17 protein-coding genes and 2 pseudogenes are annotated in these 24,324 nt (G+C 54.6%); 15 read left to right on the forward strand and 4 right to left on the reverse strand.

Annotation, left to right across the window (positions count from 1 at the left end):
• Window positions 1-61: 61 nt before the first annotated feature.
• Window positions 62-1,255, forward strand: a complete 1,194-nt coding sequence (locus KRAC_RS09335; RefSeq protein WP_007906364.1) for an aminotransferase class V-fold PLP-dependent enzyme — start codon at window positions 62-64, stop codon at window positions 1,253-1,255.
• 202 nt (window positions 1,256-1,457) lie between these two features.
• Entirely contained in the window at window positions 1,458-2,012 is a 555-nt protein-coding gene (locus KRAC_RS09340; RefSeq protein ID WP_007906371.1) for a 2'-5' RNA ligase family protein, read from the forward strand.
• 153 nt (window positions 2,013-2,165) lie between these two features.
• Here KRAC_RS09340 and KRAC_RS09345 read toward each other — a convergent pair whose 3' ends face one another.
• Both KRAC_RS09345 and KRAC_RS09350 read right to left on the reverse strand, forming a co-directional pair.
• Entirely contained in the window at window positions 2,166-3,353 is a 1,188-nt protein-coding gene (locus KRAC_RS09345) for a carboxylate-amine ligase (protein ID WP_007906372.1), read from the reverse strand.
• A gap of 237 nt (window positions 3,354-3,590) precedes the next feature.
• Window positions 3,591-4,724, reverse strand: a complete 1,134-nt coding sequence (locus KRAC_RS09350) for a carboxylate-amine ligase (protein WP_244421995.1) — start codon at window positions 4,722-4,724, stop codon at window positions 3,591-3,593.
• 537 nt (window positions 4,725-5,261) lie between these two features.
• Between KRAC_RS09350 and metH the strand changes: the two genes are divergently transcribed.
• From metH to KRAC_RS09370, 4 genes are all read left to right on the forward strand, one after another.
• Window positions 5,262-8,846: a methionine synthase gene (gene metH / locus KRAC_RS09355; RefSeq protein ID WP_007906375.1), complete on the forward strand. Its 3,585-nt coding sequence runs from the start codon at window positions 5,262-5,264 to the stop codon at window positions 8,844-8,846.
• Window positions 8,847-9,011: 165 nt separating this feature from the next.
• Complete coding sequence (locus tag KRAC_RS09360) at window positions 9,012-9,860, forward strand: hypothetical protein (RefSeq protein ID WP_007906376.1); 849 nt, start codon at window positions 9,012-9,014, stop codon at window positions 9,858-9,860.
• 141 nt (window positions 9,861-10,001) lie between these two features.
• Window positions 10,002-10,484: a hypothetical protein gene (locus KRAC_RS09365; protein WP_007906378.1), complete on the forward strand. Its 483-nt coding sequence runs from the start codon at window positions 10,002-10,004 to the stop codon at window positions 10,482-10,484.
• A gap of 77 nt (window positions 10,485-10,561) precedes the next feature.
• A complete protein-coding gene (locus tag KRAC_RS09370; protein ID WP_007906380.1) occupies window positions 10,562-11,980 on the forward strand; it encodes a carotenoid oxygenase family protein in 1,419 nt (472 codons plus the stop codon).
• A gap of 279 nt (window positions 11,981-12,259) precedes the next feature.
• Here KRAC_RS09370 and KRAC_RS09375 read toward each other — a convergent pair whose 3' ends face one another.
• Both KRAC_RS09375 and KRAC_RS61175 read right to left on the reverse strand, forming a co-directional pair.
• A complete protein-coding gene (locus KRAC_RS09375; protein WP_007906388.1) occupies window positions 12,260-13,555 on the reverse strand; it encodes an RNA-guided endonuclease InsQ/TnpB family protein in 1,296 nt (431 codons plus the stop codon).
• Between the two features lie 77 nt (window positions 13,556-13,632).
• A pseudogene (locus tag KRAC_RS61175) lies at window positions 13,633-13,803 on the reverse strand (IS607 family transposase); the annotation flags it as partial.
• A 122-nt stretch (window positions 13,804-13,925) separates the two neighbouring features.
• Here KRAC_RS61175 and KRAC_RS09380 point away from each other — a divergent pair.
• The 9 genes and pseudogenes from KRAC_RS09380 (at window position 13,926) to KRAC_RS09420 (ending at window position 24,323) form a co-directional block, all read left to right on the forward strand.
• Entirely contained in the window at window positions 13,926-14,384 is a 459-nt protein-coding gene (locus KRAC_RS09380) for a hypothetical protein (RefSeq protein WP_007906390.1), read from the forward strand.
• 191 nt (window positions 14,385-14,575) lie between these two features.
• A complete protein-coding gene (locus KRAC_RS09385; RefSeq protein WP_040443182.1) occupies window positions 14,576-15,172 on the forward strand; it encodes a Uma2 family endonuclease in 597 nt (198 codons plus the stop codon).
• A 66-nt stretch (window positions 15,173-15,238) separates the two neighbouring features.
• Window positions 15,239-15,442 carry a hypothetical protein gene (locus KRAC_RS09390; RefSeq protein ID WP_007906394.1) on the forward strand — a complete coding sequence of 68 codons (204 nt, stop codon included), beginning with the start codon at window positions 15,239-15,241 and terminating at the stop codon, window positions 15,440-15,442.
• Window positions 15,443-15,865: 423 nt separating this feature from the next.
• Complete coding sequence (gene cysS / locus KRAC_RS09395) at window positions 15,866-17,326, forward strand: cysteine--tRNA ligase (protein ID WP_007906396.1); 1,461 nt, start codon at window positions 15,866-15,868, stop codon at window positions 17,324-17,326.
• Window positions 17,327-17,531: 205 nt separating this feature from the next.
• Window positions 17,532-19,973, forward strand: a complete 2,442-nt coding sequence (locus KRAC_RS09400; RefSeq protein WP_007906398.1) for a penicillin acylase family protein — start codon at window positions 17,532-17,534, stop codon at window positions 19,971-19,973.
• A 217-nt stretch (window positions 19,974-20,190) separates the two neighbouring features.
• Window positions 20,191-21,829, forward strand: a pseudogene (locus KRAC_RS09405) (nuclease/transposase family protein).
• Window positions 21,830-22,512: 683 nt separating this feature from the next.
• Window positions 22,513-23,025 (forward strand): transcriptional regulator, encoded by a 513-nt coding sequence (locus KRAC_RS09410; RefSeq protein WP_169460875.1) that lies wholly within the window; start codon window positions 22,513-22,515, stop codon window positions 23,023-23,025.
• Window positions 23,026-23,181: 156 nt separating this feature from the next.
• Window positions 23,182-23,520: a hypothetical protein gene (locus KRAC_RS09415; protein WP_157506366.1), complete on the forward strand. Its 339-nt coding sequence runs from the start codon at window positions 23,182-23,184 to the stop codon at window positions 23,518-23,520.
• Window positions 23,514-24,323, forward strand: coding sequence for an NfeD family membrane protein (locus KRAC_RS09420; protein WP_007906409.1), 810 nt, complete (start codon window positions 23,514-23,516; stop codon window positions 24,321-24,323). The genes KRAC_RS09415 and KRAC_RS09420 overlap by 7 nt, the downstream gene beginning before the upstream one ends.
• Window position 24,324: the final 1 nt, after the last annotated feature.

Raw genomic sequence — 24,324 nt, forward strand, 5'->3', positions numbered from 1 at the left:
CTGAATGGTAAGATAAGAAAGCACTATGTCTATTTCTAGTCAAGCAGAAGGAAGCTGTGATATGCCTTTCGTTTTCGATGTACAACGCGCCAGGGAGGAGACGCCAGGCTGTGCTAATGTGCTGCACTTCAATAATGCTGGCGCCTCTCTTCTACCAGAGCCAGTCCTCTCCGCCACGCTGGATCACTTGCGCCTCGAAGCTCAGATTGGGGGCTATGAGGCCGCCGATCACGCCCAGGAGCAATCAGAGCATACCTATGATGCTATTGCGACCCTGCTTCACTGTTCGCGCGACGAGGTGGCGCTCATAGAGAATGCGACCCGCGCCTGGGATATGGCCTTCTATGGCATGCGCTTCCAGGCTGGGGACCGTATCCTGACCTCCATCGCGGAATATGCGAGCAACTATATCGCCTATTTACAGGTGGCACGTAAGACAGGAGCCGTGGTCGAGCCTATCCCTAATGACAAATATGGGCAGGTCGATGTCAAGGCGCTTCAGTCTATGCTCGATGAGCGCGTCAAATTAATCTCGGTGACGCATGTCCCCACCAATGGCGGCCTTGTCAATCCAGTACAGGCTATTGGCAAGCTAGCACGCCAACATGCTATTCCCTTTCTCGTCGATGCCTGCCAGTCTGTCGGGCAGATGCCTATCGATGTCGAACAAATTGGTTGTGATATGCTTTCAGCCACGGGGCGCAAGTATCTACGCGGGCCGCGTGGAACTGGTTTTCTCTATGTACGGCGCGCCTTCCTGGAACAGCTAGAACCGCCCATGCTTGACCTGCACGCCGCTACCTGGACGACGCAGGATAGCTATGAGATGCGCCCAGACGCGCGGCGCTTCGAGAACTGGGAGGGGAATGTCGCGGGTCGTATCGGTCTGGGAGTCGCCGTTGACTACGCGCTCAACTGGGGGCTGGAGAATATCTGGCGCCACCTCAAGGCCCTGGCATACCAGCTCCGCACCCAACTTAGCCCGATACCTGGCGTCATTGTGCATGATCGGGGCGTCAACCAGTGTGGCATCGTGACCTTTACGATTGAGGGGATCACCCCTGAAGAGATCAAACGCCAGCTGACCACGGAGAAGATCAACGTCTCTATCTCCGATTATAACTCAACACTCCTGGATATGGAGAGCCGCCACCTGAACAAGATGGTCCGTGCCTCCCTGCACTACTACAACACCGAAGAAGAGATCGAGCGCTTCTGTAAGCACATCGATCGCATGGCTGAGGCCGCATTCTAGAGATTAGAAGTTTAGAAGTGTAAAGTAGAAATGCCTGTGGTATTTCCACTTCACACTCCTATTCTCTAATTGGGTGCTCCATGAGCCTGTTTTGCATTATAATGATAGCGCTTTCTACATATTGCCAATGGGAGTATGCTATGTAGTAATAGCATTGACCCATTCCATGCGGACCTTTCCACAATTGCAGAGGAATACGACCATGCACGGCATCGTTTCTTTACTTGATGAGACGTATTACCGGGTCATTGAGGAACTCTGGGCCGAACTACAAGGAGAGTTCGGCGTTCAAGGCGTCTATGTGACGCCTTATCCCCATTTCTCGTATCATATTGCCCAGGACTACCAACTGTCCAACCTTAAAGCGTTCCTGCATGATTTTGCCGCGCAGTATTCTTGTTTCTATGTGCGTACCACCGGACTGGCTCTCTTTACTGGTGAGCGCCCTGTGCTCTATATCCCCCTCGTACGCAATCACTGCTTGAGTAAGTTCCACCGTGCCCTCTGGCGCGCCTTGCAACTTTCAGGAATTGTTAGTGGAGGATCAGAACTCTATCACCCCAATCAGTGGATCCCGCATATTACTATTGGCTTCGGCGATATCGATGCCCACAAGCTCTCCCAAATCGTTCCCTATCTCAGTTCACGCGACTTTGCCTGGGATCTCCATGTTAACAACCTGGCCCTGATTTATGACACTGGGACAGAGCAGACTCTCTGCCATCAAGAAGAATTAAAGAGCTGTGTGGATGTGTAACTACACATCCACACAGCTCTTTTCTTACACGTTAAGGGGTAGTAACTTCTCGCGCCCGCGGCGCTCGCCTGGGTCATAGGTGTGATGGGGCTTGGCGGCCGAAGGCCGCCAAGCCCCATCACACCTATGACCCAGGACAATTTGTACATAGAGTTAGCTGATGCGAGAGTGCATCATGAAGTGCATAAATGGCGCCTGGGAATCGAGTTCTGTTAGCTCTACGTCGCGCATCGTCTGTTCGATGAGGAAACGCTGCACGGCCTCGATATCGCCTCCACTCTCTTTATAGACGGCGATCTGCCGGTCCGCTCCGTTGCCCTGGGGATCATCAAGGATCTGGCGCAGGTAATCGATCTCGCGTCGACTCCCAAGCTCATCAACTACCTCTTCAACATAGTCAAGCAATTCGCGAAGCGCGTCACACATTGGCAGCTTACGATGCCGCTGAAAATCGATAGCCTCGGCATCGAGGCCATAACGCATGGCACGCCACTTGTTCTCCTCGATATAATCGCGGGGACTGGCTGGGGGTCCCTCGCCTCGCTCATTGAGGCGCGCGAGTTTGGCCACCAGCGCCTGGCAGAGCGCCGCAATCGCCAGCGTATCTTCTAAGGTCGCGGGCATATCACAAATGCGGAACTCCAGGGTATCGAAGAAGGCGTGTGGGCGGATATCCCACCAGATCTTCTTGCCATTATCGATACACTTCATATCTACCAGGTCCTGGACAAAGCGATCAAAATGCGCACGCGAGGGAATCACATCAGGCATGCCACCGCGCGGGAAACGCTTCCAGACTACCGTACGATACGATTTTAAGCCTGTATAGCGTCCCTGCCAGAAGGGAGAATTGGCGGAGAAGGCCAGGATGTGCGGCAACCAGGTACGTACCTGGTTCATGATGCGAATCGCCATCTCTTTATCTGGCAAGCCAACATGCACATGCAGACCAAAAATCAGAATGGCGCGCCCGACATCCTGGTACTCTTCTTCAAGCTCTTTATAACGCTCCTTCTCGGTTCGGCGCTCTTCACGCCAGGCCGCGCTGGGATGGGTACCAGCACTTACAAGCGATAGGCCATCGCCCTTGGTTAGCCGGTAGAGTAGTGCTCGCGCCGTATAGAGCTCTTTTCGCGCCGCCTCCAGGTTGGGAAGCACACTTGAAATAAACTCTATGGTAGATTGCAGCATTTCAGGCTTGATCTGCTCCTGAAAATACGGCGCTCCCTTTTCCAGCACAAACGGCGCGCTTGAACTGAGCGCTCCATTCTCCTGGCGTACAAGCTGATATTCTTCCTCTATCCCAAGCGAAAACGGCACCGCTTTTTCTGACTCACTCATCCATTCATTCTCCTACACGAGGAGAGAGAGCCCATAGCCACAATGCTGATTCCTTTTCCAGAAAAAACAACGCATTGGTGCAGCTCTACCTCTTTCTTCATAAACGTGTTCGTCCTCCCTCCCTCTCTCTCTCCACATTACCACCTCATGAGAGAGACACGTTTCTCGGCTGTAAACAGCGTCAATTTTACTGTAGCAGGTACTCCTAGCCGAACCAATGCGTTTTTATAGGCAGAGCTAGCCTTCAGTAGACTGAATGCCCTGCATCGTCTGTGCGCACAAGAAACTCACCACACGGTGCAGGTCACCACTCTCTTTGTAGACAGCAATCTGCTGGTCGGCCCCCGTTCCACGCTTATCTTCGAGCAATGCGCGCAGATAGTTTATCTCCTTACGACTCCCCAACTCCGCAACGACCTCATCCACAAAATCAAGCAGGTCCGCGAGAGCCGCCCGCATACTTATGGTGCGCTCCTGGGTAAAATCGAGCCACCTGGCATCCAGGCCATAACGCATCGCACCCCATTCATTCTCTTCTATGAAATGGCTCGACAAGACTGGGACTTCGCGGCCACGCTCATTCAGCCAGGTCAATTTAGCCACCAGCGCCTGGCAGAGCGCCGCAATCGCCAGGGTATCTTCTAAGGTTGCGGGCATATCGCAGATGCGGAACTCCAGCGTGGGGAAAAAGATATGGGGACGCATATCCCACCAGATTTTCTTGCCATTATCAATCGCGCCCATCGCGACCAGGCGCTGCACATAGCGCTCATAGTCGCTCCAGGAGGCGAAGGCATCTGGTATACCGGTGCGCGGGAAGCGTCGTCGCTGGACGGCGCGATAAGATTTAAGGCCCGTATAGCGCCCCTCCCAGAAGGGCGCGTTGGTGGATAAGGCCAGCAAATGTGGCAGCCACGTGCGCGCCTGGCTGAATACTTTCATGCCTATCTCATGATCACGCGCGCTCTCGCCAATGCCCACATGTACATGCAAACCAAAGATCTGGTCCGAGAGCACCACATCCTGGTATTCCGCGACAAGCTCATCATAGCGCTCGCCCTCGCTACGCTTCTGCACCTTCCAGGAGGAGCTGGGATGGGTACCGGCACTCATTAATGCTACGCCTTCTTGCGCCACCAGTTTCGCTAGTTTCGCCCTTGAGACGCTCAGCGCTTGACGCGCCACCTCAATCGTGGGAAATACATCTGAGGTAAGCTCTAACGTCGCCTGCAAGACCTCAGAGGTAATCTGCTCCCCAAACTGCTCATAGCCGCGCGCTAAAATCGCGGGCGCACATGATCGTAGCTCTCCAGTATGCGTGTCTACTAGCTGAAACTCTTCTTCAACACCTAGCGTAAAATTACTTGACATGTTCGGCATCCCCTTGTTATACTGTTTTTCCGCATATGCAGGATGTAGGAACGGCTGCCGAGATATCGGAATAATTTCTCGATCCGGCTGAGGATACTGCAATAGCGTAAACTCTCTGGTTTTCATGCATCCTGATCTTTCCGCGAAGGGGAACTGGAGCCACCTGGCACCTCTCAGGCACATGGATTACATCTTGATCCGCCACTGGATCACGCGCTGCATGACCTCGCATTGCATAAGAGTAAAGCCTATCAAGGTCCCTTGCCACTCCAAACACCCACCACCTGACATGACAGATCCTTGTCGCTCTTTTCTTCTTACAAAACACACGCTACTCATCCATAAAAATTCACTCACATCTATTCTACACTAAAACCTTTCTTTTTTCGTTACTCTAGCATTCTTCAAGCATGGTATAATGGGAGGCAACACAATGTTTCCCACCTGCATGATTGCCTGCTACAATGATGTATCAGCTCTTCATTAAAAATAATTTGTGACCTACCTAGCCTATCTCTTTGAAAGCAGGTTTTGCCCATGAGTCAATTTCTCTCTGCCCTGGCACGTCGTCCGCTTATCTTTGACGGGGCCATGGGTTCAAATATCCAGCTCTACCAGCTGACAGCCGAGGATTATGGCGGTCAGCAGACAGAGGGCTGCAATGAATATCTGGTCCTGACCAAACCCCAGGTCATTGAAGAGATTCACACTGGCTTCTTTGAAGCTGGCTGCGATGTCATCGAGACCGATTCGTTTACTGCCAGCCGACTCAAGCTCGATGAATACCAGATTGGGCATCTTACCTACGAGGTCAATTTTGAAGCGGCACGTCTCGCTCGTCGTCTGGCTGATCGCTATAGCACCGCCAGCCAGCCACGTTTTGTGGCTGGTTCCGTAGGGCCCACCGGTATGCTCCCCTCCTCAGACGACCCCATGCTCAGCAATATTACCTATCAGCAACTGGCTGCGATCTTTCACGAGCAGGCCATTCCCCTGCTCAAGGGCGGCGTCGATGTGTTACTCATCGAGACCAGCCAGGATATCCTAGAGGTGCGGGCCGCGATTACGGGGCTACGCCGCGCCATGCAAGAGGTAGGTCGCCGCGTACCCATCCAGGCCCAGGTCTCGCTTGATACCAGTGGGCGTATGCTGCTGGGAACCGATATCGCCGCCGTGACCACGACCCTCACCGCCCTGCGCGTGGATATCATTGGCCTCAACTGTTCCACCGGTCCAGAGTATATGCGCGAACCGGTGCGCTATCTCTCCGAGAACTGTCGTCTGCCAATCTCGACCATCCCTAACGCGGGCATCCCGCTCAACGTCAATGGGCAGGCCGTCTATCCCCTGGAGCCAGAACCTATGGCCCAGGCGATGCGCGAGTTTATCGAGGAGTTTGGCGTCAACATCGTTGGCGGCTGTTGTGGCAGCAGTCATGAGCACCTGCAAGCCATCGTACGCGCCTGCCGACCAGTGACACGCAAGCCACGCCCCCAGGCCGATCAGAATATCGAGCACAAAGACTTCAAGCAGATTATGCCCCCTCTCGTCTCCAGCGCCATTCGCTCCGTTGAGATGCAGCAGGACCCCGCTCCGCTACTGATCGGCGAGCGCGTCAATGCCCAGGGCAGCAAGAAGGCCAAGCAAGCTTTGCTCAAGGACGACTATGACACGCTGCTAGGGATTGGTCGCGAGCAGGTCGAGGGAGGCGCGCACGTTCTCGACGTCCAGGTGGCCGTGACGGAGCGCACCGATGAGCCTGAGCAGATGCACAAAATTGTCAAGAAGCTCTCAATGGGTATCGAAGCCCCCCTGGTCATCGACTCCACCGAGGCCGATGTCATCCAAGCCGCGCTTGAGATCTATCCCGGGCGCGTCATCATCAACTCTATCAATATGGAGAATGGGCGCCAGCGCATCGAGAAAGTGGTCCCCCTCGCGCTTGAGCACGGGTCCGCGCTCGTAGCGTTGACCATCGATGAAGAGGGCATGGCCAAGAGCATTGAACGCAAGGTCGAGATCGCGCGCAAGATCTATGACATCTGCGTCAACGAATATGACCTCTCGCCCAATGCCCTGATCTTTGATCCCCTGACCTTTACGATTACGACAGGCCAGGAAGAACTTCAGACAGCGGGCATCGACACCCTGGAGGGCATTCGCCGTATCAAATCCGAACTGCCCGGCGTCATGACCGTGCTAGGCGTGAGTAACGTCTCCTTCGGCCTCAAACCTCATGCACGCGCCGTGCTCAATAGCGTCTTCCTCTATCACGCGATTAAGGCAGGCCTGGATATGGCTATCGTCAATCCGACCCATATCAAGCCATACGCCGAGATCGACACAGAGCAACGCCAACTCGCCGAGGACCTGATCTTCAATCGCACTGAAGCCCTGCCACGCTTTATTGAATACTTTGAGTCGCACGGCCCACAGAAGAACGAGGGTGAGGCCAAGGTTGATCCGACCGAGGGTATGAATACTGCCGAGCGTATTCACTGGCAGATCCTGCACCGGCGTAAAGAGGGTATCGAGCCGCTTATCGACGCAATCATTCAGGAACGCACCGAGGCCAGTGATACGCCAATCAGCGAGGCAGCCGTAGAAGTGCTGAATACGGTGCTCCTGCCCGCAATGAAGGATGTCGGCGACCGCTTCGGCGCGGGCGAGCTGATTCTCCCTTTTGTACTTCAGTCAGCCGAGGTTATGAAAAAGTCCGTGGCGCACCTGGAGAACTACCTGGAGAAGAAGGAAGGCTATACCAAGGGTAAGGTCGTGCTGGCAACCGTCTTTGGCGACGTACACGATATCGGCAAGAACCTGGTCAATACGATTCTGACCAACAATGGTTACACGGTATACGACCTGGGCAAGCAGGTCCCACTCAATACGATTATTGATAAGGCCATCGAGGTTAACGCCGACGCCATCGGTCTCTCGGCGCTCCTGGTCAGTACCTCCAAGCAGATGCCACTGTGCGTAAAAGAACTACATAAGCGCGGTTATAGCTTCCCCGTCATCATTGGCGGGGCCGCCATCAACCGCTCATTTGGGCGGCGTATCCTCTTCGTCGATGAGCAAAACGCGGAGGCGGCCCCCCTGCCCTACGCGCCCGGCGTCTTCTACGCCCGCGATGCCTTCGAGGGACTCGACATCATGGATCGCCTGACCAGCGTGCCAGAACAACGCTCCACCTTCGTGGAGAAAATCCAGCAGGAGGCCCTGAACGAACGCCAGCGTAAAGCAAGAGGTCAAGAAGAGACAGCCAACAGCCAGTCTCAAGTGGATACCAGGCCATCGACGAGCATTCAGCCAGCGCGTTCCCTGCCCACACCACCCTTCTGGGGGCCACGCGTGCTTGATCGCATCGGGTTAGAAGATGTCGCTGAATGTATGGACTTCAAGACACTCTACCGCCTGCACTGGGGCGGCAAGACACACGGCGAGGAGTTTGAGCGCCTCGTTGAGCGGGACTTCAAGCCACGCCTGGAGCGCATGCTCCAGGAGGCGCGCCGCCTGCGCTATCTGCAACCTCGCGTGGTCTACGGCTATTATCCCTGCCAATCCAGCGGCAATGATCTGATCGTCTACGAGCCTGGCGAGGTTGAGAGCGGCAAGCCCCTCTCGCAGTGGCGGGAGCTCACGCGTTTTAGCTTCCCACGCCAGCGCGAGCGCGAGCGCCTCTGCCTGGCCGACTACTTCGCCTCAGTAAAGAGTGGCAAGATCGATGTTGTACCGCTCCAGGTCGTGACCATGGGTCGCGCCGCCTCTGAGTATATCGATCAGTTGCAGCAGGCAGGCAGCTATTCGGAGGGCTACTTCGTGCATGGTCTCGCCGTCGAGATGGCGGAGGGCCTGGCCGAGTACACCAATCGCCTGGTGCGCCATGAACTGGGACTGGAAGAGGATCGGGGCCGACGCTACAGCTGGGGCTATCCCGCCATCCCTGACCTGGTAGATCATGAGAAGCTCTTCAAAGTGCTGCCCGTCACCGAGAGCATCGGCATCAACCTTACAGAGGCCCATCAGCTCGTACCCGAGCAGTCGACCGCGGCGATCATCGTACATCACCAGCAGTCGTCCTACTTCTCGGTACGCGCCAACGAGGCCGCGCTGGTCTAATCTACAAAAATCTCCTCAAAACAAGTTGATAGGGTGTAGTATCACAAAATTTTGTGAACTACACCCTATTTTTTTATGCTCGATTAGCATACAATATGAGCGGCATACATCAATTGCATTAAAATTCACCATTTATATTTGCAATTTAGAAACGAGGTTTATTCTATGCGTCGCTCGCAGTTCTCGCTTCTCCTTATCCTATCTGGACTCGTTCTGGCTATAGGTGGCCTGATTTATGGCACACGTTCTCACGACGTGGGCTATCAGTCCAGCAAACAGGGAACACTTCAGCACGCTATTTATCAGAGCGATCCCACTACTCCCAACAGTAGCAGCTCAGGCACTGAATATCTTCAGTTGAGCAATGACCCCAAAATTTATGTCGTGAATGTGGCCGATATCGTTACTGCCAATAAGCTCAACGCGCTCTCTACACACTACTATATCTTTCGTTACGATTCCGATACGGCCCAACCTATTAACGTCACCGGAAAGGATACAGCAACCTACTCTTCCAATTACACGCTCGTTGGGACTGGTTACAAGGCGGTAGAAATCATCGGCTATGATAGTAGCAATCAGCCAGTAAATATCCTGACCAATACATTCCTGCAAAAACCACGGGGACGTTATGAAAACGACTGGCTCCTTGGTAGTGGCCTGGCCATGCTTGGCGTCATCTTGCTATTCACTAGCCTCTTCACCCGGCGCGGCACACAGACCCCTGACGCGCCATCACACATCGTCGTTCAGCCTGGACAGGTACTACCCACTCCTGGCCAGACGCCACACCCTGGTCCATATAACCAGTATCAGTTACAAACCACCTATCCCGCCACCTCTAATCAATCCGGCCAGCCTGGAGCCCCAACATCCATGAGCGCCTCCCCCCCCTATCCTTCTGGCAAACATCCACCACAAGCCACCAATCAGAATGAACCGTCCACACCCAGTACGCATCGACACTCAATCCCGATCTCGACGCCACACAGATCAGCAAACCCAGGGAAATAGACGAATAGGGGCGACGCGTGCTTCAGCAGCGTCGCCAACTCCTGGCACACGTGCAAAAAACTCGCCTATCACCTATAATCTATGGTTGGAAAAACTATCCGCCTGTATTTATCTTGCAGAAAGAGAAGAGGCCAATTACTCATGCCCTGGCTATTTATCCTGATTATTGTCGTCGTCTTACTCATCGTTATCGCCATCCTCGCCCTCTCTGGGCTCTCGTATATCGAGCGCCAGGAGATGTACTGGCTTTCACAGAACGGCACCCTTGTTCAGGCGCGCATACATACCCTTTACCCGCTACAACCCGCCGCGTCGCAGAGAGCACAAAATGAGGCAGAAGAAGAGCTGAGCGGTGCGCCCGAATCACCAGATGCTCCAGAGACGCTCGCTAGCGATGCTCCACCTACTCCCATCATGCGCCAGATCATCGTCGCGGAGTGGACTGATCCTCTGACCGAGAAGACCTATATCTTCCGCAGTCATCCTCTCGACCAGCCCCCCGCGCCCTACCAGGAGAATGATTTCGTCTCTGTGCGCATCGACCCGGTTCGTCCACAGCGCTATACCTTCGAAGCTGAGTTGAACACATACCTGCAAAAACACTCATTTCGCCCCAGGGATTAGCATAGATAGAGAGACCCCATCTACATGTCTCTCAGGCTAGCGCTCTCCTCGCGACAAGAAAGGATGTTGATCAGCGTATGGAACATACATTTCGCCTTGGTTATCAGTCCCTCAATGAAGAGACCGTTCTCGATCAACTTCCGGTTCGGGGACACCTCCCCTCTTGGCTCCGCGGTACCCTCTTGCGCAACGGGCCGGCGAAATTCGAGGTGGGGAAAGATCAATTCCGCCACTGGTTCGATGGCTTCGCTATGCTGCATCGCTTCTCGTTTCAGGATGGCAAAGTCTCCTACGCGAATAAGTTCTTGCAAAGCGATGTCTATAAGACATCCATAGAGGAGGGACGCATCACCTTTAGTATGTTTGCCACTGATCCCTGCAAAGCAATCTTTAAAGGCTCAATGACCGCCTCCGTCAATGCCAATGTCAGTATCAACAAGATCGCCGACGAGTTTGCTGCCCTAACCGAGACGCCGCTCCCCATCGCCTTCAACCCCGAAACGCTCGATACGCTGGGCGTTATCTACTTTGAAGATGATCTCAAGGGCCATCATGGCTGCGCTCACCCTCACTACGACTTCGCGCAGCAAGCCACCATTAGCTATATGACCGAATTCTTTATGCCCAGCCAGTTCCGTGTCTTTGGCCTGCCCAGGGGTTCGAAGAGGCGCTACGAGATCGGCTCCTATCCCGTTATGGAACCAGCCTATATCCATAGCTTTGGCATGACCGAGAATTACGTGGTTATTGCGGAATTTCCCTATCGCGTCAATCCGCTGGAGGTGTTAAGTAGTGGTAAGCCCTTTATCGAGAACTATAAGTGGCGGCCCGAGGAGGGAACACAATTTATCGTGATGAGCAAGCGTGACGGCAGCATTGTGGGACGCTATCATACCGAGGCATTCTTCACCTTCCATCATGTGAATGCCTTTGAGCAGGGTAATGAGGTGCTCGTCGATCTCTCAGCCTATCCCGATCCAGGCAATATCAATGCGCTCTACCTCGATCATCTGCGTAGCTTTGGGCTTGGCTCTGAAGTCGATAAGAATGGTAGTGGCGAGCTGCGCCGTTATCACATTCCTCTACGCGGGGAGAGCGCCAGCTACGAGGTACTGACGCCGCACCCGCTTGAGCTTCCTACGATCAACTATCACCAGTACAATACTCATGACTACGACGTGGCCTATGGAGTAAGCATCAATAAAGAGCAGCCAGATGTCTTTACCAATCGCCTGCTACGTGTCGACCTCAAAGAGCGCACAGCCCACATCTGGGAGGAGAGCGGTTGCTATCCCGGCGAACCCGTCTTTACACCTACTCCCGATGCGCGAGCCGAAGACGATGGAGTCATCCTCTCAGTCGTTCTCAACGCCCACAAGGGCAATTCATTCTTACTCGTCCTGGACGCGCATACCTTTGAAGAGATCGCGCGCGCAGAGGTCCCTCATCATATCCCCTACGGCTTCCACGGCCAGTTCTATACCCACCTGGCCTGATCGCGCTCTCGCGCCTATGGCGCTCGTTCTGTTAAGGAGTGTGATATGCCCTGGCAGCCTGCGGCTGCCAGGGCATATCACACTCCTTAACAGGAAATGTACCCTGCTACCTTTCTCATACTCGAACGTGTGTAAACACCCTCGAGCGGTCAGTTCTTCCTGCTTCATCGTCGATAGCCAGCGCACGGGAACCTTTGGATCGGCCCTCCCGTTTCGGTCTCACATCAACTCCCCAGGCATTTTACGTCCGGCGGTAGCCACTCTCCAGGACGGCCAGCTTTACGCGTGAAGCTGGCGAAGCTGTTGTGTTGCGAACCACAGCAAATTCAAGGCGGCATTGAGATCCCGGTCGATCACCAGCCCACAGGCCACGCACTCATAGGTGCGGTGTTTGAGCGGCATGCGTTTTTTGACCTGCCCACAGCACGAACAGCGTTTGGTCGAAGGGAACCAGCGCGAGGCGATGAAGAGCTCTCCCCCGGCGTTGGCCACTTTGGTCTTGAGGAACTGCAACAGTTGCCCCATCGCTGCATCGGCCACGGCACGCGAGAGCTTCCGGTTGGCCATCATCCCCAGGATGTTGAGGTCTTCGATGCCGATGGCCCCACAGGTGCGCGCCAGTTCGGTCGTGAACTTGTGCTGGACATCCCGCCGAATGTTGGCGATCTGCTGATGCTTGCGTGCGACCTTGAGTCGTTGCTTCTCGTAATTCTTACTGAACACGGTTCGCCTGGTTTGCGGGTCTTTCGTCTTCTCTTTTTTACTGAGTTGGCGTTGCAGCTTGCCGAGTTTCTTGAGATGGAGCGCTAATGGCCTTTGGTTCTCAAGCCTGCGCCCATCGCTCACCACAGCAGCGTGCTTTACGCCCACATCCACCCCCACCACTGCTTCGGGCGTTGTGGGGCGCTCCCGTGTGATGTCCCCTTGGATGGAGACGTACCAGTGCCCCGCTTCACAGCAGACCGTCGCCCCCAGGATCTTGACCCGTTCGCACACGACGTGCTTGCGCTGGTTGCGCTTCTTCGTGGGAGTGGTGGCTTTCCCCTTTTCGACGAAGCGCAGTTTTTCGGCGAGGTTCACCGTTCCCAGTCTGCGTAAGAGCTTGCCTCGGTCCTTCTTCGTTTGGCGCTGATCGAGGATGAAGCGGCCAAGTCCGGGAATCGAGATCCAATGGCTTCCCAAGGTGAATTTATCGTTGGAGAGATAAAACGACTCGTGCGACTTCCCCTTTTTCTTGTACTGCGGGTAGTTCGCTCGGCCCGCAAAGAAGTTGTCATAGGCGTTTTTGAGGTCATCGAACGCACCCTCCACCACACACTTCGTCACGTGATAGGTCCACGGATACTCCTGCTCCCGGATCTGGTTGAATTGCTTCTTGAGTGCGAGGGCATGTGGCGGTTTGAGCACGCGCTGCTCTTGGGGAACGGTTTCCTGCTCAGCTGTATACGCCTGATACTGCTTCTCCCACTGCTCCCGTCCCCAGTTGTAGATAAAGCGCCTCGTGCCACAGGCTCGTTTGAGATACTCCACCTGTTCAGGGGTGGGGTTCATCCGGATCTTGTGCGCGGTTTTCATCCTTGAGCGCCTTTTCTCCCGCTTTGCGGGAATTCCAGTTGAGCAGGACTCAACACCCGGCAAGTGGCGATCGTTCAGCGAGCGGCTGGCAGCTTCGGAAGGTTGAGCGCCATGGTCAGATCGACCTCATGAGAGGAGCGACGCCCAGAAAGCGTTCCTTTGGCTTTGAGCCTGCTTTCTCGGTCCCAGCGCTGCACTGTTTTCACGCTGACATCCACCTGCTTGGCAAACGGTACGACTGCGTATATCTACTTATTCTCACTTACTTTCGCACACGTTGTCAATACCTAGTATGTATCTCCTCTTTTTGTGGCACTTATACTGAAAGCACAAGCGACCAGGAAAGCGACAAGGAAAGGAGCATTCTCCCATGCTGAACCTGCTCACCTACGCACGCCAGCGCATTAACCCTAAACTGGCAATTGGTATTGGCGTTGGCCTGGTCCCCATCTTACTATTCATTGTTGGACAAAATGCATTTGCCATCGCTATGCATACCTCTAGCCTGCTAAGCCCTAATACCACGCTGGGCTTTTTTGGCCTGAGTCTGGAGTTTCTGACAATCCTCTCCTATGCCTTTCTCTATCTCGCGATGCTCCTTATGCTCATCTTCCCTCAGCTCCGCATGTATTGCTATGGCCTGGCCATCTCGCTACTCCTCGTGCCAGCCCTCTCCCTCTACTACTTTGGCTCAATCGGCGCCTGGTGTGGCGCACCCATCGCGGTTGTAGCCCTGGTCTTCATCGCACAGCTCATTCAGAGCCAGCGTCAGCGACAAGCTGCCAGCCTGAGTGTGCTCTCCAACGACGAGCTTGATCCTCAGGCTTAACATAACCCCTCGCGCCTGCGGCGCTCGCCCTAATGAGTAGTGTGATATATCCTGATAGTCTGCGGTTGGCAAGACACACCACACTACTCATCAAGAACCTGAAAATGAGCCTACTTATAGACGAATATGGTATTCTTATATTGACGCGTTCTATTATCATTTGGTTTGTTTTGCATGAGAGGCAGGAAACCATGACTACATTTGAGAGCTCGTCTGTCTTGACACCTGCTGATTGGATATCGGGTCCGCGCCAGGGGCAATGGACGTATGCGGAGTATGCAACTTTGCCAGATGATGGGCAGCGTTATGAAATCATGGATGGTGTATTGCTTATGGCGCCGTCTCCAACTCCATCACATCAAACTGTTGTCAAGTGGCTTACGTTCTATCTCACTCAATGTGTGGATCTCGCTGGTTTAGGAACAGTTTTTACTGCCCCCCTGGATATTGAGCTGGCTCCCAATAGAGTTGTTCAACCTGATGTTTTTGTTTTACGAAGTGAGAATTTGGGCATGGTGACGCCAAACCGCGTGGTCGGCGCTCCCGACCTGGTTATTGAGGTCACTTCCCCTGGTACGGCTGCATATGATCGTTTGAAAAAACTTGACGCCTATGCGCAGGCGGGAATATCAGAATACTGGATTATCAGTCCAGAGATGCATACCATAGAGGTCTTGGCGCTCTATACAGATAGATATCACTCTCATGGCATCTTTATGGATCATGATACCTTGCCGTCTCAGTTATTACCAACCTTGTCTGTGACGGTAGGACAATTTTTCGTGTAAGTTAGCGAATACTCGGGTGTTGTCACGTCTCCTAAGTCGTAAACAAACAGAGAGGAGATTTGTTACATGTCTCGTACCAGGTCCTGGCTCGCTCGCTGGCTCAACAATTGGTATATCAGCTCCCTTGCCTGGTCAGTTGTTGCGTTGGGCTGGTTTGTGCTCTTTCTCCTCGACTATCACGTGTCTCATATTATTACTGGCGTCGCCTCGCTGGTTGTCGCAATCATGTTCTTTCTGCTGGCACGCCAGCGCGCGCAGGCAGGCCGCTAGCTACCACCCTTTATGCTATACAGTCCTGTGCCGATATGATATACTACACGCATATAGAACCATCATGACCTGGAGTTTTTCATCGTGTACGCATATACGCAGCAGCGCCAACAAATTCATTCTTGCGCCTGTCGCTGCGTTCACGGAGGCCGCCCTTCATTCTGTAGCTCAGCCCTCCGTGGACGTAATGACGTGCTGCCTCTCTGTGTAATGCATTGACCAGCAAGAACACTCTCTAGAGCCTTTCTCTCCGCACGTCTCCGCCTGAGCTACTCCTCTCACTTCCCGTTTTCGCAATCTTTTATGCGCGTTTGCATATGCTTGCCAGCAATAGTAATCTGCCATAGGACCCGCTAGCATAGAGGCAAAGCATCTGGTAAACTATATACCGCCCATACACGCAAGAGGAGGACCATAAAGCTCATGTCGACCATTACTGATAAACCAGTGTATATATACAACACCCTGACCCGTAAACGTGAACTCTTTCAGCCACTCAACCCACCCGGCGTGGGCATCTACTCGTGCGGCCCTACCGTCTATAAAGATATCCACGTCGGGAACTTCCGCACCTTTATGATGACCGACTGGCTGCGCCGCATGCTTGAATACAATGGCTACGATGTCTACCTAGTGCGCAACATCACCGATGTAGGGCATCTACAAAACGATGATGTAGAGAGCGGTGAGGATAAGCTTGAGTACGAGGCACGCACCACTGGGCGCTCGGCCTATGATATCGCTCAGCGCTACACCGAGCAATATATGCGTGATGCCGCTGAACTGAATATCCTGCCACCTCACCTCAGTCCCAAGGCGACTGACCACATCGGCGAAATGCTGGAGATGACGCAGGCACTTGTTGAGAAAGGCCTGGCCTATATCGCGGACGGTAATGTCTACTACGATGTGGCGCATTTCCCCGAGTATGGCAAGCTCTCCGGCAACACGGTGGAGAACCTGCGCGCGGGCGGCCATGGTCGCGAACAGATGGAGGTTGCGGAGGATAAGCGCTCTCCCGAGGATTTCGCTCTCTGGAAGAAGGGTGACGAGGGCCGCCAGATGAACTGGGGTAGCCCCTGGGGCAGCGGCTTCCCTGGCTGGCACATTGAGTGCTCCGCGATGGCAACTAAGTACCTGGGCGAGCAGTTCGATATCCATACGGGCGGACTCGATCTGATGTTCCCTCACCACGAGGACGAGATCGCGCAGAGCCAGGGCACCTTCGGCAAAGAGCCGGTCAAATACTGGGTTCATGGTGAGTTTCTCATCATTGGCAACCGCAAGATGAAGGCCAGCAACGAGAATGGCGATGATAGCATCAAGATGTCGCGCTCCAAGGGCAATGTCTTGCTTGTCAGCACGCTCAAAGAGGAGGGCATTGATCCCATGGCCTTCCGCTACCTCATGCTGACCGCCCACTATCGCTCCAAGATTAACTACACCGATGACTCGATTCAGGCCGCGCAGAACGCGCTGAACAACCTGCGCGATGACCTGGCCGAGCTGCCCATCACCGAGCAAACGGCGAACTGGTCAGAGGAGGCCCAGCGCGTTCGCGATGCCTTCCGCGAGGCGATCAACAACGATCTCGATCTACCGACCGCCCTGGTGCTGACGCGTGAGACCGTGCGCAATGCGAAGATAGAGCCAGCCGAACGCCGCCATCTCGTGCTCGATTTTGATCGTGTGCTTGGTCTGAGGCTTGATACCGTCGAGCCCAAGAAGCCACTCGAAATCAGCGACGAGGTCAAGGAGATAGTACGTCAGCGCGACGAAGCACGCGCGGCGAAGAACTGGAAGCGCTCAGACCAGCTCCGCGATGAGCTTAAGGCCCTGGGCTTCGAGGTTCGCGATACTCCCAGAGGCACCGAACTGGCCTAGGGAACGACGCTACTTGCGTACGCGTCTACTCTTCAAGCAGGACAGGCAAACATCCTATGAGGTAGAATAGCAGTAAGGGCACAAATATGTACCCTGCTGCTATTTTTATGCATCATACAAAATTTGTGCAGGCGCTACACATAAGCTTTTCGCAGGTTTATGTGTAGCGCCTACCTACCTGCTAAACGCACAAGGAGGGCATTACATGGCACCCTGGTGGCGCAAAACCGTACAGACTGCTGGTGACCTCTCTGGCTTTGCCGCTGGCACCTTCAAGCTCCTCTCACGACGTACCCTTCCGCAGAAGCAAGGCACCCTGCACCTCTCAGAACTGCATGAGCCGGTCGAGATCATTACCGATCACTATGGCGTACCTCATATCTATGCCCAGAATGAGGACGACCTGTATTTCGCTCAGGGCTATATCCATGCCCAGGAGCGGCTCTGGCAGCTTGAACTAAATCGGCGCATCGGCTCGGGACGCCTGGCTGAAATCTTTGGTCCAATCGCGCTTGAAGCCGACCGCTTTAGCCGTCGGCTAGGCATGCATCGCTCCGCAATTGAGTCTGTACAGCAACTCACTCCCCATATGAAGCGCATACTCGATGCCTATGTACTGGGCATCAATACCTTCATCCAGAACAATCAGCATCGCCTACCTGTCGAGTTTTCGATTCTGCGCTTCAAGCCTGCCCCCTGGACCCAGGCCGACTCCCTCCAATGGGGCAAGATGATTGGTTGGAACCTCAGCGGCAACTGGGAAACCGAGCTTACCCGCGCGCGCCTGATCGCCAAAATTGGCGTCGAGCGTGCGGCCAAGCTTGAAGCAGGCTATGATCCCTCGCACCCGCTCATCATTCCACCTGGCGTGGCATACCAGGGCATTAACGCAGGTCTCCTCGACCAATATGAGCGTCTGAAGGAACTGGCGGGCTTCGGCATGCTGGGCGGTAGCAATAACTGGGTCGTAGATGGCACCATGACAACAACTGGCTCGCCCATCCTCTGTAATGATCCACACCTGGGACAGGCCGCGCCCTCCATCTGGTTTGAATGCCACCTCAACGCCGGTGATATCGATGTGGTGGGCGCCACCTTCCCCGGTGCTCCAGGAGTGGTCATCGGGCATAACCGCGATATTGCCTGGGGCGTCACCAATGCCGTCTCTGATGTACAGGATCTCTATGTCGAAAAGTTTAATCCCGATAACCCGCACCAGTATGAATACCAGGGTAAATGGGAAGAGGCGAAGATCTACCGTGAGGTCATCAACGTCAAGGGCGCGGACACCGTGGTCGAAGATGTACGCGTGACCCGTCACGGCCCCATCATTACCCACCTTCCGGCCCTCGGCTCAGACAAGAGTGAGGCAAGTGAGCTTCCCATCGCCATTCGCTGGACGGGCCTTGAGCAGTGTAATATCGCCTGGTCAGTACAAAAGATAAATCGCGCCAGCAACTGGGATGAGTTTCGTGATGCCCTGCGCGATTGGGATGTACCACCGCAAAACTTTGTCTACGCCGATCGCCAGGGCAACATCGGCTATATCATGGCTGGCGCGATCCCTATTCGTCCTGGAGACCAGCAGGCGCTCCTGCCTTCACCAGGATGGACTGGCGAATATGAGTGGCAGGGCTACATTCCCTTCGAGGAGCTTCCACAAACCTTTAATCCCGACCAGCACTTTATCGCCACGGCAAACAACCGTGTCATCGACGACGACTACCCTTACTACATCAGCAATGAGTGGCTCAACGGCTATCGCGCCCAGCGTATTCGCGACCTGCTCACCAGCGGCGGCAAGCTCTCGCCCAGCGACATGGCACGTATCCAGGCCGATCGGTACTCTATTCCTGCGGAAGAGATTGTACCCTACATCCTACAGATCGAACCACGGACACCTCATGAGCGCGCAGCACAGGACATTCTGCGCACCTGGGACCATGTCCTCTCCCCCGACAGCATTGGAGCGGCCATCTACACCACCTTCCTGCGCAAAATTGCGCGCATCGTGCTTGATGCGCTTATCGGAGACGACCAGGAGTTACTCAACAGCTACCTGGGCGTAGGCGCGACCATCCTCGCGACCATGAACGGCTACGCCAGCCGCGAGCGCCCCCTGCTCATTCGCCTGCTCAAGGAGCATAACGACGATTGGTTCGCCGACAGCGTCATGCGCAATGGTCCTCGAACCTGGGAGGCAGCCCTACGCGCCGCCTTTGAGGCCACGCTTGGCGAGCTACGGGACCGTCGTGGCGAAAACATCCTCAACTGGCAATATGGTTCCGTCCATCACATGACCTATAACCATCCCCTTGGCAGCGTCAAGGCGCTGGCGAAAACCTTTAATCGTGGTCCCTTTGCCGTTGGCGGGGACATAGATACAGTTAATATGGGCGCCGTCTCTCCCCAAAATCCCGATACGGTCATTACCGTACCGTCCTATCGCCAGATCCTGGACCTGTCCAACCTGACCCACTCGCTCTCAGGGCATGCCCCGGGCCAATCAGGCCATCCCAACAGTCCCCACTATGACGACTTCATCCAGATGTGGCTGGATGTGCGCCATCATCCCATGCTCTTTGAGCGCAAGCACATCGAAACCCTGGCCGAAGGCACACTCAGCCTCCACCCACCCCATCAATAATGTAATGAGGGAGAGACTAGTCGCAGAAAACTGAGCATTTTACAGAGAACGCGGCGAGAAAGCCCCGGTCATTGATGCCGGGGATGAATCGCCGCCTCTGCTGGATGAGAGGAAAGAGAGCAGGGTCAGATACCTAGAACTTGCGTTCTTCCCGTTCCTCTGGTACAATAGACGTCAGTGGATCGAGATCACGTGTGTGTTCGAAGAAGGGGCCACAATGCCGAAGAAGTGTCAGGGACAACGCAAGAAGAAGGAACAGCAGGAGAAGCGACCTGCGACCCCCACCTTTCTGCTCGAGTTGCCTCTGGCCGTCGATCCAGGGCAAGCCGCCCGCCTGCGCGCCCATCTGGAAGCCGCTCGTCAGCTCTACAACGCCATCCTCTCCCAAGGACAACAGCGCCTGCGCCGCATGCGGTCTGATCCCGCCTGGCAAGAGGCCCGCGCCCTTCCTCGCACCCACAAAGCGGAACGAGCGGCAGCCTTCTCCGCCTTGCGCAAGGCGCATGGCTTCTCCGAAGCCGCCCTGCATGAAGCCGTCAAGGGGCTGCGCGTGGGCTGGATTGCCGAGCACATCGAGGCCGTGCTGGCCCAAACCCTGGCCACTCGCGCCTATCGTGCCCTCAATCGCGTCTGCCTGGGCAAAGCGAAACGCGTGCGTTTCAAGAGCCGAGGACGCGGCTTCTCCAGTCTCGAGAATAAGCGCAACGATACCAGCCTGCGCTTCGTCCTGCAACCACCCGAGGAGGGAAACGCCGGGTATCTGCTCTGGAACGGAGACCCGCTGCCCGCCCTCATCGATTGGAAGGATGAAGTGGTCACCCATGGGCTCAGGCACCGCATCAAGTTTGCCCGCCTCATCCAGCGCCCTGCCAGCAGCCCCAGAGCGGCGGGCGCTGATGAAGAGGGCTATCGCTATGTCGTGCAACTGGCCTTGGAGGGCAAGCCCCACCAGAAGAAAAAACACACGGTTGGCACGAGTATTGTTGGCGGTGACCTTGGTCCCTCCACCCTGGCCCTCTTTCCCCAGCAAGGAGAGGCAAGCCTGGAGGTGTTCTGTGCACAACTGGCGCCTGAGGCCTGTGCCATTCGTCGCTTGCAACGGCAGATGGATCGGCAACGAAGGGCGGCTAATCCCGAGCACTACGACGAGAAGGGGCGCATCAAAAAACAAGGCAAGAAAAAGCGGCACTGGAAGCAGAGTAAGCGCTACCAGGCCACCCGGCAACGCAAGGCGAGCAAAGAGCGCAAACTCGTAGCGCATCGCAAGAGCCTGCATGGGCACAAAGTGCATCAGGTGGTGAAGCTGGGCAGCACCATCATCATCGAAAAGATTTCCTATAAGGCATGGCAGAGGCAATTTGGGAAGAGTGTGGGACTGCGAGCACCAGGGATGTTTGTGGAACTGTTGAGGCGCACCGTTGAGAGTACGGGCGGCATCCTGGTGGCGCGTCCCCACACGCACCACCGCGCTGAGCCAGTGGTGTCATGGCTGTGGCAAGAAGCTCAAGAAGCCGCTTTCGCAGCGTTGGCATCAGTGCGCGTGTGGCGTGGGTCCCGTGCAACGCGACCTGTATTCGGCGTTTCTGGCTGCCTACCTTGATCCAGCAGACCCCATTCCCTCGTGTGCCCGATACCAGGAGTATTGGGAAGGTGCGGAAGCGCGCCTGCGGGCAGCACACGAGCGTCTCACACAACGCGCGAAAGAGGGGCAGACCTTGCCCCGAAGCATGGGTTTGACTCGTGCGAGAGCGCGTCTGCCCGAAAGTTCAGGGGGACCACCACTAGAGCCAGCTTTCTTGCTGAAGCGAGAAGGACGGGAAGCGTGGGCCGAACCCCTGGAACCCCCGTCGCTTTAGCGCGGGGAGCTTCAGCTAGCCTTCTGCAACGAGCCTCTCCCTCATCGTATAAAAATCTATCAAAAACATAGAAAAAACTTTACATAGTCCTGAACTTTTCTTGAGAAATGCCCTGTATAGTATAGCTATGTCTTGCCAGAGTGAGTCACAGGCTTTGACAGGTCATTTCTACCAGGATCCAAGGCTTGCTTATACCCCCAAACCAAGCAAGCCTTTCCTTTTTTTATGCGCCCGTTGCCCTCCCCAACCTCAAGAAAGACCTGCACCCTTTTAACAAACCACTTGATTGCCAGGTAATTTGTAGGGACCATGCTGGCATGGCCTTGGTCCCGCTGGTTGAGCGTATCCTATGGGCAGGAAAAGTCCAATCTAGCTTGGACCCTACGTGTTTTTAAGAGGGTTCCGTGTACAAATATACTACTCTTGTGCTTTTTGTATACCTATTTGCCAACAGTAAGTTATAATCTCTTGTGCAAGCAAAGCTAAAAGGGCGTAGGCACTTTAGCCTAAGATTAGCACACATAAACAAGGTTATATCGCGTCTCCGCAGGCAGAATCCGACAGATTTCCCCTTCTTGCACTTCCCTCTTGACAAATGCAATTGCAAACAGCTATACTCCCTATAACAAATAGTTATTATTGATTGTGTATACAGAATGAAGCTAGCCGAAAAAATCAAACACTTGCGCGCCGTCGAAGGCGAGTTGCGCGGTTATAATCGCCCTATGACGCAGATGGAAGTCGTTAAAGCTATGCAGGAAGAGCTTGACACGAGCATCAGTCAGGCCTACTTCTCTCAGCTAGAGAGCGGCAAGCGTCTGCACCTGACCGCTTCGAGTCGCGACCTGCTCTCGCGCTTTTTCAATGTCCATCCCGGTTATCTTGTCGATGATCCGCCCGACTTTAGCACCGACCTGTTAACCTCGCTTGACACTGGAAATGATCGCTTGAGCACCTGGCTGGATGCCAGTGCTGCGGAGTGGCGCTCTGAACCTGAATTGTCAGGCTTTTTGCAGTTTCTCGCCAACACACCCGATCCCCGGCGCTACCTGGCGCTCTTTCAACGCCTGGCCATACTCCCACTTGAGGAACTCGGAGCCGTCGCCGAAGCCTTAACTAGCGATGCTGAGCCTGTTGCAGAGAACGATCAAATCACCGCCTATTTTGAAGAATTTGGGAATAAAGAAGTACTATAACCGTTGTATATTTCCGACAAACTTGCGTCTTAGTTAATAGATGTCCAGCGTAACGCGTCTACAATGCATGCGCCATCGTCGCACCCGAAGCGGATTCAGGTTGGAGATAGAACGTGCTCATATGGTAGCCGCGAGAAAGGAAAAGGTCTTATCACCGTGCATATGCGTCAAACCGGACTACAGGATGTTCAGGTGCATGGACTGCCCCTGGCCCGTAATCCTCTCTTGCAGCGCCACCCGGTTCTGGTCCCTTCAGTCCTGCTGTTAGGTGCGCTCCTAATTGGCGCAATCGCGCTTTATTCGGACAAGCTCTTTCCCTGGCTAACATTGCTGGGTATTACACCATTTCCCTTTTATCTTTCTACCGCCCTGGCAAGCGGCCTTGCTGGCATGGTCGCTACAGCTATTAGCCTGGTCGAAGCTTTCGATCGTGTGCCAGCAGGAACGAACCGGAAATGTGGTCTACCTGGAGATAAAGGAGCCGCGCTATGCTAGCAACTGATCCGCTCTCACTTGTCTTTCTTTTCTGTTTTCTCTTTGGGCTTCTCTTCCTGCTCGCAGTCGCCTTCCTTGGCCATCTTGGGCACGGACACGCGACGGTTGGGCATCACGCCGGCGTGGGACATGGCCTGGTACATGGCTTCCAGACCCATGTGAGTGATCCCTTCCACGCCTCGCATGCCTCGGCAATCCATGGCAATGGAGGAACACATGCGGCAAATGGTCAACATACAGGAGGTCAAGGCAACGATGGAGGTCATCACTTCTCGCTCCTTGCCCTCTTCAACCCGACCGCGATTGTACTCTTTCTGCTCTGGTTTGGCTTACTTGGTTACCTGTTTCATAATGTTACCAATTTAGCACCTTCTCTTACACTCATTGGTGCGATCGTAGGTGGCTTCATAGTCGCCGCTCTTATCGTCAGTGCGCTCGATCGCTTGATTGGTCGGAGTGAAGCCTCGACTGTGCAGGATATCTCGGAACGAACGGGGCTGGTTGGAAAGGTCAATCGGACTATTCCTAGCAACAATCTCGGCGAAATCATCTATGTCTCACCTGGGGGTCATCGCAAGGGCGTACCCGCCCGAACCATGGATGGCAGGCGCCTGGAGCGTGGACAGGAGATTGTCGTGCTCAACTACCAGCATGGAATCGCCGAGGTTGACACCTGGGAGCACTTCATTGAGCAAGAAGGCGACAAGTTAAATGCAGGGGAAGTAGACGAGTTACAGGCTCTTCTCAATGATTTAGAAACACAAGATACTTATGTTATGCGTCAAAATATGCAACAGGAGTAAA

Origin of the sequence: Ktedonobacter racemifer DSM 44963 (assembly GCF_000178855.1) — a bacterium.
Classification (GTDB): Bacteria; Chloroflexota; Ktedonobacteria; order Ktedonobacterales; family Ktedonobacteraceae; genus Ktedonobacter; species Ktedonobacter racemifer.